This window comes from Sanguibacter suaedae (genome assembly GCF_016342785.1).
Taxonomy (GTDB): domain Bacteria; phylum Actinomycetota; class Actinomycetes; order Actinomycetales; family Cellulomonadaceae; genus Sanguibacter; species Sanguibacter suaedae.
Map to the genome: position 1 here is coordinate 1 of NZ_JAEINH010000012.1, position 13,273 is coordinate 13,273.

Consider the following 13,273-nt stretch of genomic DNA (forward strand, 5'->3'; position numbering starts at 1 on the left):
GTGCATCTGCGCGCACGCCCCGTCCTCGAGAGCACGCCCCGTCCTGGCGCTTCAGCGCACCTCCCTGTGGTCCCCGGGTGGCCGGGCACCTCGGGACGACGGGTGGTGGGTGGTCAGCGGCCGCCCGTGAGGTTGCGGTGGCGCTGCTGGACCCCCGCCGTGCCGTAGGGGTAGTCGTCGACCCGCGGGGCGCTGGCGTCGGTGAGGCGCTGCATCTCCTCCCCGGTGAGCTCGAGGTCGGCCGCCTGCATCGTGTCCGTGAGCTGCTCGACCGTGCGGGCTCCGAGGATCACCGACGTCACCCCGGGCCTCGCAGCGAGCCACGCCAGCGACACCTGGGACGCCGAGACGTCGTGGGCGCGGGCCACGTCGTGCACCGCGTCGAGGACCCGCCACGTGCGCTCGTCGTCGTTGCGGGCCTGCCAGGCCTCCATGCCGCGGTTCGGGTTCTCACCCAGGCGCGTGGCACCGCTCGGCGGGACGTCCCGCTCGTACTTGCCGCTGAGCCAGCCGCCAGCCAGCGGTGACCAGGGCAGGAGCCCGATTCCGGCGTCGAGGGATGCGGGGACCACCTCATGCTCGATGTCGCGGACGAGGAGGTTGTACTGGGGCTGCAGGGTGACGGGCGCGGCCCAGCCGTGAGCCTTCGCGACGTGGACCGCCTTGGTGAGCTGCCAGCCGAGGTAGTTCGAGAGCCCGTAGTAGGAGATCTTCCCGGCGGTGACGGCGTCGTCGAGGAAGCGGAGCGTCTCCTCGACCGGGGTCGTCGCGTCCCACGCGTGCACCTGGTAGAGGTCGATGTGCTCGACACCGAGACGGCGCAGCGAGTCGTCGAGCGCCGTACGCAGGTGGCGCCGCGAGAGGCCGAGGTCGTTGGGGCCGTCCCCCATGGGGAACCGACCCTTCGTGGCGACGACCACCTGAGCGGCCTCCGTCGGGTGCGCGGCGAACCAGCGTCCGACGATCTCCTCGGAGCCCCCGGCGCTGTAGACGTCGGCGGTGTCGAAGAACGTCCCGCCGTTCTCGACGAAGGCCGTCATGATCTCGCCCGAGGTGGCCTCGTCGGCCTCGGCGCCGAACGTCATGGTGCCGAGCGCCTGAGTGGACACGACAGCGCCGCTGGCGCCCAGGGTGCGGTACCTCATGGGTTCTCCTCGTGGTGGTCGGACGCGGTCGTCGTCGACCACCCCTTCACACTGCCAGGACAGGGCTCCGCCGGCGATCGCTCGTTCCGACCCGCACCCGGGAGCCCTGCCGGGCGCAGCGCCTCGGTGGCTCAGTACACGTTGCGGTTCTCGCGGTAGGTGCGCCACACGTTCTCGAAGAAGTCGTCGTCCTCCGGGATGGGGCGCACCGGGCGCCAGGTGATGGTGCACTCCCCCGCGCCGGGCGGGACGCCGGGCGCACCGGCCGCAGCCTCGGGGAGGGCGGCCGCACCGGCGGCCCAGGCGGCCTCCTGGACGACGCCGTCGAGCGCCCCGCCGTCGAGGCGGAAGCGGAAGAGCTCCGGCAGGTCGAGCTCGGCGTCGGCGTCGTCCCCGAACCCGACGTGGGGCAGGTGGCCCTCGGGGTCGGTGTAGAGGACGGAGCCGCGGCTGGTGCCGCCGTGCTCCACGTAGTCGGCCATGGCGGAGAGGTACACGTACTGGGTGGTGAGGATGTCGCGCACCAGGAAGGTGCGGTTCACGGACCGGCGGCTCGACGCGTCGGCGGCGACGAGGTCGTCGTAGGTGGCGAGCCACTCCGTGACCTGCGCGAGCGCCTCGTCGATGGACCGCGACGACCGGACGGGACCGGCCTTCTCGCTCATGAGGGCGCTCGTCGCGCGGAGCAGCTCGCCCGTGTTGTCCTCGACGCCGGCCGCGACGCGTGCGGACGCGCGGGCGACGAGGTCGGCGGCGGCCTCCACGAGGGGCGCGGCGACGTCCGAGAAGGCGTCGAGGGCGACGGGCTCCTCGGTGCGCTGGACGGCGATGTACTGGGCGGCGCGCGTCGCCCCGACCTGCCCGGAGTTCAGCGCCGACCCGCCGGGGCGGTAGATGCCGTGCGCTCCCCCGGCCTCGCCGACGGGGAAGAACCCGGTGACGTTGGACTGCCACCAGGCGTCGACGACGAGGCCACCGTTGTTGTGCTGGGCGCACACGTCGACCTCGAGCCAGTCCTTCTCGAGGTCCACGTACGGGTTCTTGCCGAGGTAGAGCTCGTAGGACGGCATGTTCATGTGCTTGAGGCGCTCGATCGGCGTCCCGAACAGGGCGCCGCCCTTCTCGAGGTACGCGTACGCCTCGGGCGAGATGCGCGACGGGTCGAGCTCGTCCTGCACGGGATTCCGCGTGAAGTCGAGGTACACCTTGCGGCCGCGCAGCACGGTCTCCTGGTAGACGAGGAGGTCGATGAGGGACGACCCGTCGAGGGCCTTGCGGATGTCGAAGGGCCACTGGTAGCCCTTGAGGAAGATCATGGAGAGCTGGCGCCCGTAGTCGGGGATGGTGTCGCTGAGGAACTCGCGCTCGTCGCTGCCGTCCGCGGCGGTCGACACGAAGCGCGGCATGACCTGCATGTACGTACCGGACACGTTCCAGCGCGGCTTGGTCGACGCGAGCCCGAACTGCCACTCGGTGAGGTTCTTGCCGTGGACACCGGCCCGGTATGCGGCGCCGGAGGCACCCCACTGGCCGTTGGGGAACACGGAGGTCGCGTACATCCCGGCGGGGCCGCCGGTGGCGTACACGAGGTTGCGGGCCCGGAAGAGGACGTAGGGGCTCTGCGTGCCGTCGTGCACGACGTCGGTGCGCAGGCACAGCAGCCCGACGACCTCGCGGGCGCCGTCGTCGCCCGGGCGGGTGACGACCTCGACGACGCGGCACTGGTCGTAGATGCGGGTGCCGTTGCGGTGCACCTTCTTCTCGAGCTGCTCCACCATGCTGCGCGACGTGTAGGGGCCCACGGACGTCGCGCGGCGGCGCGGGTCGTGGTCCGTCTTGTAGCCGATGAACTCCCCGAAGCGGTTCTGCGGGAACGGCACCCCGAGCTCGCACAGGCGGAGGAACCCGCGGGCGGACAGCGCAGCCTCGCAGAGGGCGTTGTCGCCGTCCATGGCACCGCCGGAGAAGAGGGTCTCGGCCATCTCCCGCACGGAGTCCCCGTCACCGCCGGACAGGGTCATCTTGTAGTAGGTCTGCTTGTCCGAGCCCGCGTTGCGGGACGACCCGGCGTTCACCTTGTCCGCCACCATGACGACGTCCTGCTGGCCGAACTCCCACAACCGGTCGGCGGCGCAGAAGCCCGCGGACCCGGTGCCCACGACCACGGTGTTCGCGGACACGACGGGGACGTCGTACCCGGCGATCCGCAGGGTCGCCACGTCGTAGGTGGCGTTCACCGAGTGGTCACCGGCGACGGGCGTGGTCGCGGGTGCCGACGGGTCCGTCGGTGCGCCCGGAGCCTCGGTGGCCGCGGGGGTGTCGGTGGGGGGCGTGTCAGGCATGAGGTCTCCTGGCGGGCAGGTCGAGGGTGCGACGGGGCGGGTGCGTGCTGGGCTGGAGCGTGCGCGGTCAGAGGCGCGGGATGTGCATGCCGCCGTCGACGTGGAAGACCTCGCCCGTGGAGTAGGGCGTGTTCCCCGAGGCGAGGACGGCGACGGCGCCGGCGACGTCGGAGGGACGGCCCCAGCGGGGGTTGGGTGCGAGGCCGTCGGCGAGGAGCCGGTCGTACTTCTCGGTGACGCCCGCGGTCATGTCGGTCGCGATGACGCCGGGGCGCACCTCGTAGACGACGATGCCCTCGGGGGCGAGGCGCGCCGCGAAGAGCTTGGTGGCCATGGACACCCCGGCCTTGGAGACGCAGTACTCGCCCCGGTTGGTCGACACCGTGGTCGCGGAGATGGAGGAGACGTTGACGATGGTCCCGACGGGCCGGTCGTCGGGCACGTCGTCGCCGCGCGTGGCGATCATGGCGTTCGCGACGCGCTGGGTGAGGAAGTACGGGCCGCGGAGGTTGATGCCGAGGACGCGGTCGAAGCTCTCGTCCCCGGCCTCGAGGAGGTCGGCCCGGACCGACGGGGCGACGCCCGCGTTGTTCACGAGGAGGTCGATGCGCCCCCACCGGTCGAGCGCGGTGTCGACGTAGCGCTCATGGTCGGCGAGCTCGGCGACGGACCCCTGGACGTAGACGACGTCGGCCGGGCCGTCGGGCCCGGCGGCACGGAGCTCGTCGAGGAGCTCGGTGGGTTCGGGGCGGGTCGCGAGGATCGCGACGGCGTAGCCGTCGGCAAGGAGACGACGGGTGATCCCGAGGCCGATGCCACGGTTCCCCCCGGTGACGAGTGCGACCTGTGCGTCGTGCGGCATCGGTGCCGTCCTTCCGTGCTCGAGCGCGGCGGCACCGCGCTGTCGGCCCCCATCGTCGCAGAGTGGGCGCCCCTCGGGCAAACGCTTTCCAAAGGGACCTGGCGGCCGCGCCCGTCCCGTCCGGGCGGGCGCGCCCGGGTGGTCTCCGACCCTCGGGATCATGGAGAGACGTCAGAACCCTCACTTTTGGCTCGGACGAGCCGATGCGCAGTCGCTGCTACCCCCACTCCCACCTGGACGCCCCATGCTCCCGATCACCGACGATCGCAGTCCTCGGACCGCCACCCGCACCACCCCACCCACCGCCCGCCGGATCGCGGTCGCTCTCGTCCTGGCCCTCCTGGGCCTCCAGCTCACGGCCGTGGGCCTCGCCGCCCCGGCGGACGCGGCGGTGATACGGCAGTTCGACCCCGTGTTCTCGGCGAACACCAACGGCGACGTCATGCTCGTGGGGAACACGCTCATGACGTGCGTGGACAGCGCCGACTGCACGACGTCGCGCAACGTCGTCAACGGTCCGGCAGGCTCCAACAGCAACAACAACTTCACGTCCAGGTACGTCGACGTCGACGGGGTCGCCGGCACCTTCAACTCGTCCTCCGCCGACCTGGACCTCCCGTCCGGCAGCGCGGTCCTCTTCGCCGCGATCGTCTGGGGCGGCCGGCTCGGCGCGACGAGCACGACCAACGCCGACGCCGCTCTCCGTGGGCAGGCACGCATGACCGTCGAGAACGGCACGGGCTCCCAGGTCCACGACCTCGTGGCGAGCCGCGTCGACTCGACGGGGAACAACTACGCGTCGTACCTCGACATCACCGACATCGTCGCGGACGCGGGCGACGCCACGTACACCGTGGCGAACGTGCAGGCGGCCGTCGGTGGGAACGACCAGTACGCCGGGTGGTCGCTGGTGCTCGCCGTCGCCGACCCGAGCGCCCCCGCACGGAACCTCACGATCTTCAACGGCTACGGCTCGGTCGCCGGGGGCGACACCGTCCCGACCACGTTCGCGGTCGACGGCTTCCTCACCCCGCCCAGCGGACCCGTCCGCACCACCCTCGGCGTCATGACCTTCGAGGGGGACATGGGCCTGCAGGGCGATGCCCTCCTCCTCAACGGAACCACCATCTCCGACACGCGGAACCCCGCCAACAACCCGTTCAACTCGACCGTCACGGACCGGGGCGTGCCCGTCACGACGCGCAACCCCGCCTACGCGAACCAGCTCGGCATCGACGTCGACCTCTTCTCCGCCGACGCCGTCCTGGGGAACAACGCGACCAGCGCCGCGATCGAGCTGCGCACCTCGGGCGACGCCTACCTGCCGTCGCTCGTCACCTTCGCCACGGACCTGTACGACCCCAAGCTCCTCGGCACCAAGACCGTCACCGACCTCGACGGCGGGTCCGTGCTGCCCGGTGACGTCCTCGAGTACCGGGTCCCGGTGGAGAACATCGGCCTGGACACGTCCTCCCTGAGCCGCTTCTTCGACGCGATCCCCACCGGCACCACGTACGTCCCCGGGTCGATCGAGCTCGACGCGACACCGCAGACCGACGCGCACGACGGTGACACCACCCGGTTCGTGGCCGACGGCAACGGTCACATCGAGGTCTTCCTGGGCGACGGCGCCACCCCGGAGCGGGGCGGCGAGATCCCCATGTCGACCGGCGCGGCCCAGCACGTGGTGACCTTCCGCGTGACCGTCGACGCCGACGCGACGAACGCCCAGGAGCTCATCAACGCCGCCGTGCTCACCTACCGGGGCCAGACCACGTTCGCTTCCGCCGCCTCGGCGACGAACGCCGTGCTCAGCCCCGTCGTCACGGACCCGATCGCGGGCAACGCCCCTCCCGAGGCCACCCCGCACCTCGTGTCGTTCGCACCGGCACCCGGCGCTCGGACCCTCGTCCTCGACGTGCTGGCCGACGACACCGACCCCGACGGCGACCTCCTCACCGTGGTCGGTGTCACCGACGCTGCCGGCGGGACCGTGTCCGTCGGCCCTGACGGCACCGTGACGTACGCGCCGCGCGAGAACTTCGCCGGGCGCGACGTCTTCACCTACACGATCCAGGACACGGCGGGCAACCGCGCCACGGCGGCCGTCCAGGTCGAGGTCGTCAACACCGCGCCGGACGCGGTGGACGACTCGACGTCCGTGCCCGGCGCCACGCCCGCGGTGCTCGACCTCGTCGCGAACGACTCCGACCCCAACGGTGACGCGCTCACCGTGCGGAGCGCAGACCTCATGAGCGCCGAGGGCGGGACCGTCACCGTCACCGACGGCGTCGCCACCTACACCCCGGCGCCCGGCTTCCGCGGCACGGACACGTTCACCTACACGGTGGAGGACAGCCGCGGCGCGTCCGACGTCGCGACGGTCACCGTCACCGTGACCAACAACGCACCCGTCGCCGTCGACGACACGGTGAGCGGGAACATCGGCGTCGCCATCCCCGTGGACGTCCGCGCCAACGACTCGGACCTCGACGAGGACGCTCTCGCCGTGTCCGTCCTGACCGGCCCGTCGCACGGGACGCTGACGCTCGCGGCCGACGGCACGGGGACGTACAGGCCGAACCCCGGCTACAGCGGTCCCGACTCCTTCACCTATCGGGTGTCGGACGGCTTCGGAGGCACGGACGACGCGACCGTGACGATCTCCGTGAACGGGTCCCCCGTGGCCGTCGACGACGCGAGGAGCACGCCTGGCGACACCCCGGTGTCGGTCGCGGTCCTGGACAACGACTCCGACCCCGAGGGCGACCCGCTCACGGTGACGGCCACGAGCGTCCCGAGCCACGGCGCCGCCGCGGCACAGCTCGACGGCACCGTCGTCTACACGCCCGACCCGGGCTGGGCGGGCGACGACACGTTCACGTACACCGTCTCCGACGCCGGTGGCCTGCAGGCGACCGCGACGGTCACCGTGACGACCGCGAACGCCCAGCCGGTCGCACGTCCCGACGCCGTCTCGACAGCGGCCGGCACCCCGGCCACCGACGTGGACGTCCTGTCGAACGACAGCGACGCGAACGTCACGGCGGGCGTCCCCGGTCAGGCCCTCGCGGTCTCGGGAGCGACGGCCGACCACGGAGCCGCGGTGACCGTCGGCGACGCCGGCACCCTCACCGTCACCCCTGCACCCGGGTACCGGGGGATCGTCACCGTGACCTACACCCTCACGGACGGCGCAGGAGGCACCGCTACCGGCACCCTCACCGTAACGGTGGACAACGGCGCACCGTCCGCGCTCTCCGACGGCCCCGTGACCACCCAGACCAGCACACCCGTCGTCGTCGACGTCCTCGCGAACGACACGGACCCGAACCCGGCCGACACCCTCGTCGTCGTCCCTGGCTCCCTGACCGCACCGGTGGACCGCGACGGCGCTCCCCGCGGGACCGTCGAGCTCGTCGACGGCCGGATCCGCTACACACCGCCGACGGGCTGGGCGGGGACGGCCACCTTCGCCTACGACGTCTCCGACGGCAACGGCGGGACAGCCACCGGCACGGTGACGGTCGTCGTCGTCAACGCCGCCCCCTCCGCGGTCGACGACGCGGTCACCACCCCCTCGGGTACCGCGACCACCGTCGACGTCCTGGCGAACGACAGCGACGCGAACATCCCCGGATCAGGTCAGAGCCTCCGGGTGACCGCCACCTCGGCCGACGAGGGCGCCAGGGTCGTCGTGCGGCCGGACGGACGGCTCACCGTCACCCCGGCGGCGGGCTTCGAGGGTGTCGTCACCGTCCTCTACACCGTCGGGGACGGTGCCGGAGGGTCCGCCACCGCGACGTTGCTCGTCACGGTGCGCAACGCCGTGCCCGTCGCGGCACCGGACACGGCGTCGACCGCCTACCTGCAGCCGGTCGACGTGGATCTCCTCGCCAACGACACCGACCCGAACCCCGGCGACCGTCTCTCCGTGAAGCGGGGCAGCGCGACCCGTCCGACGGACGCCGCCGGGACGCCGCGCGGGTCCGTGACCCTCAGCGGGGGTGTGGCGACGTACTCACCTCCGGCCGGGTTCTCGGGCGAGGTGACCTTCCGGTACACGGTGACCGACGGCACGGACGAGCACACGGCGACGGTGACCGTCACCGTCGGCAACGCCGCCCCGGTGCTCGCCCCGGGCGCGCGGACGACCCGGGCGACGACCACGAACGGGTCGACGGTCGTCATCGACGTCCTGGCGGGGATCTCCGACCCTGATGGGGGGACGCTCCGGCTGGTGCAGGTGGCGCAGCCCGCCTCGGGCACCGTCCGGATCGTCGACGACGTGCTCGTCTACTCCCCCGCGCCCGGGTACACCGGGACCGTGAGCTTCACGTACACGGTGGACGACGGCCAGGGCGGGACGCTGACCGGCACCGTGACCGTGGAAGTCGTCTCCGCGCCCGCGTCGCCGGACGTCCGCTCCGGCGAGCCGCTCGCGCGCACCGGCGCCCAGGTGGTGGGTCTGGCCGCGACCGCAGTGCTCCTTCTCGGGGCTGGTGCCGCGCTGGTCCGGGTCACGGGGCGGAGCCGAGCGTCCTGACGGGTCGACGGCACGGCATGCGCACGCGTGCCGTGCCGTTGACTCGGCAGGCGCACCGTCCTAGGCTGCGCGGAAAGCGCCTTCCGCACCGGGGTGGTGGCGCATCGTCGCCCCGGGCCCGCTCCCGGACGGAGAACCCCATGCCGCACGACCTGTCCCGCCTCTCGCTCAACACGGCGACCACCAAGCTCCTCACGCTCCCGGACGCGGTCGACGCAGCCGCACGCGCGGGGTACGGCGCGGTCGGCCTGTGGCGGGACCGCGTCCAGGAGACCGGCGCCGAGAAGGCCGCGAAGGTCGTCGCCGACGCCGGGCTGCGCGTGTCGTCGCTGTGTCGCGGCGGGTTCCTCACCGCGTCCGACGAGGCGGGAATCGCGTCCGCGCTCGACGACAACAAGGCGGCCATCGTCGAGGCGGCGACGGTCGGGACGAGCGAGCTCGTGTTCGTCGTCGGCGGGCTCCCCGCCGCGACCGTCCCCGGCGGACCGGCCCGGACTCCCGAGACCTCCGCCGAGCGCGATGCGGAGCGTGACGTCGTCGCGACGCGGCAGCGGGTCGCCGACCGCATAGGGGACCTCGCGCCCTTCGCGGCGGAGCACGGCGTGCGCATCGTGCTCGAGCCGCTGCACCCGATCTTCGCCGCCGACCGCGCGGTGATCTCCACCCTGGGCCAGGGCCTCGACCTGGCGGCCCCGCACCCGGCCCACGTCGTGGGCGTGGTCGTCGACACGTACCACGTGTGGTGGGACCCGGACCTCCAGGCGCAGGTCGCCCGGGCCGGGGCGGAGGGCCGGATCGCGTCGTACCAGGTGTGCGACTGGATCCTGCCCCTCGCCGCCGACCCTCTCCTGTCCCGCGGCTACATGGGTGACGGCTACGTCGACTTCCGCACCATCACGCGGTGGGTGACAGCCGCCGGGTACACCGGGGACGTGGAGGTCGAGATCTTCAACCAGGAGATCTGGGACACCGACGGTGACTCCGTCGTCGCGACCGTCGCCGATCGCTACGCGGAGCTCGTCCTGCCCCACCTGTGACGGGCTAGAAGCTCGTCACCCCGTACACGGAGCGCTCCGGGGTGAGAAGCGTCCGCAGCCGCTGCACGGCGCCCGGCGCGTGCTCGTGGAGCAGACCGGCGGCGGCGAGGGTCACGACGTCGGAGCCGCCGAGGTAGCACGACGCGAGGACGGACACGTCGAGCTCGACGTCCGCACCCTGCGCAGGGTCGCCGTCCGGGCCGACCAGGCGCTCCACCGTGCCGTCGCCCCCCGACGCGGTGAGCCGGAAGGTGCCGTCCGCGAGGCCCAGCCGGTCGTGGACGCGCAGGGTGACCGTGGCGTCAGCCGCGTAGGGGCGCGCCTCGAGCGCGGCGACGGGATCGAGGATCCGCAACCACACGTGGTCCTGCTCGCGGGCGACGGTGAGGTGCCGGTTGTCGGCGAGCGCGTGGACGAGGACGTCGTCGATGGGCGCGGCCTTCCAGGTGATCTCGGTGACGAGGTCGATGGACGCGAGGAGCTCCCAGAGGCCCAGGTAGGCGTCGTCGGACGCGGTGACGAGGTCCACGACGGTGAGGACCACGTCGTCGCCGCGCTCGGCGCTGCGGTACGTGACGTACCCGTCGGGTGTGCCCTCCGGTGAGAAGTGGAGGGCGGCGCGGAGGTTGGGGTCGGGCTTGGTGCCGTAGTCGACGCCGGCGAGCATGCGTGACCAGTGGCCTGCGTGGCGGTCGACGGACCCTGTGGTCCTCGCGTGGAACGCGTCGAACACGGCCTCGGCGACAGGACCGAGCGTGGTGGGGTCGGCGAGCTCCACGGTCCCGCGGGAGGAGGTGAGGAGCTTGAGGGGTTCGCGCTTGCTCATGCTGATGGTGCGCTGGCGGGTGGCGGGACCGAACCCGAAGCGGCGGTAGATGGTGGCCTCCGTCGCGGTGAGGGCGGCGACGGCCGCACCGCGCTCGGCCGCACGGTGGAGGTCGCCCGTCATCATACGGCGCAGGATGCCGCGGCGGCGGTGCGTGGGGCGCACGGTGACGTCCGAGATGAGGTGCGCGTCGACCAGGCGGCCACCGCCGACGTTGAGGGTCTTGGTGAACGACACGAAGGTCCCGACGGGCTGGTCGGCACCGAGCGTCCCGGGGCGGGTCTCGCGGGCGTACACGCCGGTGAGCTCACGGTCGTCGGTGATCATGCGGCGTGCCTCGGCGGCGACGGTCTCGGGGTCGTCGTGGTGCGTCTCGTGGAAGGCGAGGCGTTCGGCGGCGACCCAGCCGGCGGTCGCGGGCGTCGCGGCACCGTCGACGATCTCGGGGGCGAAACGGCGGAGCTCGTAGTCATGGTCGAAGGAGGGCATCCGTCAACCCTAGGGGAAGGGCCGCAGGTGGGGGTGGCGCGCCGGTGCCGGTGAGGTGCAGGACGGCTACCACGGGGCGTGGACGGCCGACGTCACCGTGCGATGACGAACGGAAGCGGCTCGACCGCAGGGGACGGGTCCGTCGCGAGCCGGGCATGGGTCTCGACGTCGAACCGGGTGTCGTCGTATCGCAGCTTCTGGCGCTCGACACCCTCGGCCGGGAACCCTGCCCGGGTGGCGACCGCGCAGGAGGCGGGGTTGTTGGTCCGGTGCCCGAGCTCGAGCCGGAAGAGACCGTCCTCGAAGGCCCACGGTGCGACTGCGGCGAGCGCCCGCGCGGCGAGCCCGCGTCCGCGCGCGGGCTCTGCGAGCCAGTAGGAGACCCACGCGGTGCCGTGGCGCCGCTCGATCGCGGAGAGACTCACGTTCCCCACGGCCTGGTCGTCCACGACGACGGCCCACGACCGCAGGCCGGAGTCGGAGCGCAGGTAGTGCTCGATGTACGTGGCAGCGAGCGCGTCGGTCGAGAGGTCGGCACCGCCGACCTGGGCGGCGAGGTCCGGCGCGGAAGCGACGGCGAAGCGGAGGGCACACGCGTCCTGCGGGCGCCAGGGGCGGAGGACCGCGGTCACCAGGCAGCCGTCCGGCACCGGGTCATGCGGCGCTCTCGCCGTCGTGGAGGATGCCGAGGACGGCGAGCCGCAGGGTGTCCTCCTCGTGGGCGAGCCGCGTGCTGTCGGCGGGCAGGGCGCGTTCGACCGCCAGGCCGTTGACGACCGTGACGAGGAATCGGGCGCGGCGCTCGTCGTCCCCGGCGGGGACGGCGCCCTCGTCCCGGAGGACCGTCAGCCATCGTTCGATGCGTCGCACCGCGAGGCGTTCGAGGGCGAGGTACGTGGTCGTCGCGTCTGCGGTCGGTGGGGTCGCCACGTAGGCCTGGAAGGTCGACCGCCACGTCTCTCGCGCCTTGTCGCCCGTCCCGATCGCGGCGAGGAGCTGCCGGAGGCACCTGATGAGCCGTTCCGCCGGTGGCGTGTCGAGGTCGTGGATGGGGTCGCCCGGGATCTCGATGTCGTAGAGACCGGCGACCACGGTGTCGACGAGCTCTCGCTGGGTGGGGAAGAAGTGCCGCAGCGACCCCGTGCTCACCCCGGCCCGGGCCGCGACGGCGCGCACCGACAGCCGTGCCGTGGGGTCCTCTCCCAGCATGGTGGCTGCCGCGATGAGGATCTTGTCCCGGGTGCTGTGCTCGTGCGTCGTCATCCGTACCTCCTCACCCCATCCTACTGATACACCGTGCTAGCGTTCTTCATGGTACTAGCACGCTGTACTAGACGAGTGTAGAGGGGAAGACCGATGGAGACACGCTGGAGCCGGTGGCGTCAGGCGAGGCGCCTCAGGTCCGGGGACGGGCGCCCGATGCCTCGGTTCCGGTGGTGGCAGATCTTCTCGAGGTCGGTGTTCGCGATCGACCTCCGAGGACCGGACGGCCGCGCCCGGAACCACTGCGTCGACGTCCGCCCGTGGGGCGACCGCGACGACGGCGAGGTCCGAGCCCGTCTCTACGTCGACGGCGCGCTGGAGCTCGTCTCGCGCGTCCCCGCCCGCTTCCCCGTCCCGGGCGGGGAGATCGAGGTCGCCGTCGGGTCCTTCGGCATGAAGCGGTGCCACCACGTCGGTGACGACAGGACGTCCACCCCGCTGACACCGCACCCCCGGTCGGCAGAAGGCCGACGGGCGCACCTCGACCGCGCACACCCGACCCTCAGCCGCACGGTCGGGGCCGTCTCCCTGGCCCTCGTGCTCGTCGGGCTCTGCCTCGCGCTCCCCCCGATCATCGAGCCCATCTCGCAGATCCCCCCGATCGCCGAATCCGTCGGCACCTTCGAGTCGCCCGTGGACCTCCCGCTGTGGCTCGAGATCACGCTCGGGATCCTGGCCGTCCTCGGCAGCGTGGAGCGCGCCCTGCGCCTGCGCTCCACGTGGATCGACGACCTCGCCAGCTGACGACACCCAAAGGGTTGTG

9 protein-coding genes are annotated in these 13,273 nt (G+C 72.4%); 3 read left to right on the forward strand and 6 right to left on the reverse strand.

Translation table 11 applies throughout. The annotated features are described in order from the left end of the window. Positions 1 to 113 precede the first annotated feature (113 nt). The 3 genes from JAV76_RS12805 to JAV76_RS12815 all read right to left on the reverse strand — a co-directional run bounded on the left by JAV76_RS12805 (position 114) and on the right by JAV76_RS12815 (position 4,349). Positions 114 to 1,145: an aldo/keto reductase gene (locus JAV76_RS12805; RefSeq protein ID WP_198734464.1), complete on the reverse strand. Its 1,032-nt coding sequence runs from the start codon at positions 1,143 to 1,145 to the stop codon at positions 114 to 116. Between the two features lie 131 nt (positions 1,146 to 1,276). Beyond that, positions 1,277 to 3,487, reverse strand: coding sequence for an FAD-binding protein (locus tag JAV76_RS12810; RefSeq protein WP_198734465.1), 2,211 nt, complete (start codon positions 3,485 to 3,487; stop codon positions 1,277 to 1,279). Positions 3,488 to 3,554: 67 nt separating this feature from the next. Next, positions 3,555 to 4,349 (reverse strand): 3-ketoacyl-ACP reductase, encoded by a 795-nt coding sequence (locus JAV76_RS12815; RefSeq protein WP_198734466.1) that lies wholly within the window; start codon positions 4,347 to 4,349, stop codon positions 3,555 to 3,557. Positions 4,350 to 4,593: 244 nt separating this feature from the next. On the opposite strand from JAV76_RS12815, the gene JAV76_RS12820 reads away from it, so the two are divergent. Both JAV76_RS12820 and JAV76_RS12825 read left to right on the forward strand, forming a co-directional pair. Continuing rightward, positions 4,594 to 8,895, forward strand: a complete 4,302-nt coding sequence (locus JAV76_RS12820; RefSeq protein ID WP_198734467.1) for an Ig-like domain-containing protein — start codon at positions 4,594 to 4,596, stop codon at positions 8,893 to 8,895. A 140-nt stretch (positions 8,896 to 9,035) separates the two neighbouring features. Beyond that, positions 9,036 to 9,932 (forward strand): sugar phosphate isomerase/epimerase family protein, encoded by an 897-nt coding sequence (locus JAV76_RS12825; RefSeq protein WP_198734468.1) that lies wholly within the window; start codon positions 9,036 to 9,038, stop codon positions 9,930 to 9,932. 4 nt (positions 9,933 to 9,936) lie between these two features. On the opposite strand, the gene JAV76_RS12830 is transcribed toward JAV76_RS12825, so the two are convergent. The 3 genes from JAV76_RS12830 to JAV76_RS12840 all read right to left on the reverse strand — a co-directional run bounded on the left by JAV76_RS12830 (position 9,937) and on the right by JAV76_RS12840 (position 12,510). Then, positions 9,937 to 11,247: a GNAT family N-acetyltransferase gene (locus JAV76_RS12830; RefSeq protein ID WP_198734469.1), complete on the reverse strand. Its 1,311-nt coding sequence runs from the start codon at positions 11,245 to 11,247 to the stop codon at positions 9,937 to 9,939. A gap of 92 nt (positions 11,248 to 11,339) precedes the next feature. Next, positions 11,340 to 11,879 carry a GNAT family N-acetyltransferase gene (locus JAV76_RS12835; protein WP_198734470.1) on the reverse strand — a complete coding sequence of 180 codons (540 nt, stop codon included), beginning with the start codon at positions 11,877 to 11,879 and terminating at the stop codon, positions 11,340 to 11,342. 22 nt (positions 11,880 to 11,901) lie between these two features. Then, positions 11,902 to 12,510, reverse strand: coding sequence for a TetR/AcrR family transcriptional regulator (locus JAV76_RS12840; protein WP_198734471.1), 609 nt, complete (start codon positions 12,508 to 12,510; stop codon positions 11,902 to 11,904). Between the two features lie 156 nt (positions 12,511 to 12,666). Here JAV76_RS12840 and JAV76_RS12845 point away from each other — a divergent pair, with 156 nt between their 5' ends. Next, positions 12,667 to 13,254: a hypothetical protein gene (locus JAV76_RS12845; protein ID WP_230402283.1), complete on the forward strand. Its 588-nt coding sequence runs from the start codon at positions 12,667 to 12,669 to the stop codon at positions 13,252 to 13,254. Positions 13,255 to 13,273 lie beyond the last annotated feature (19 nt).

Coding starts and splice junctions, on each gene's coding strand:
- JAV76_RS12805 (WP_198734464.1), bottom strand. CDS start 1,145: ATGAGGTACCGCACCCTGGGCGCCAGCGGCGCTGTCGTGTCCACTCAG.
- JAV76_RS12810 (WP_198734465.1), bottom strand. CDS start 3,487: ATGCCTGACACGCCCCCCACCGACACCCCCGCGGCCACCGAGGCTCCG.
- JAV76_RS12815 (WP_198734466.1), bottom strand. CDS start 4,349: ATGCCGCACGACGCACAGGTCGCACTCGTCACCGGGGGGAACCGTGGC.
- JAV76_RS12820 (WP_198734467.1), top strand. CDS start 4,594: ATGCTCCCGATCACCGACGATCGCAGTCCTCGGACCGCCACCCGCACC.
- JAV76_RS12825 (WP_198734468.1), top strand. CDS start 9,036: ATGCCGCACGACCTGTCCCGCCTCTCGCTCAACACGGCGACCACCAAG.
- JAV76_RS12830 (WP_198734469.1), bottom strand. CDS start 11,247: ATGCCCTCCTTCGACCATGACTACGAGCTCCGCCGTTTCGCCCCCGAG.
- JAV76_RS12840 (WP_198734471.1), bottom strand. CDS start 12,510: ATGACGACGCACGAGCACAGCACCCGGGACAAGATCCTCATCGCGGCA.
- JAV76_RS12845 (WP_230402283.1), top strand. CDS start 12,667: ATGCCTCGGTTCCGGTGGTGGCAGATCTTCTCGAGGTCGGTGTTCGCG.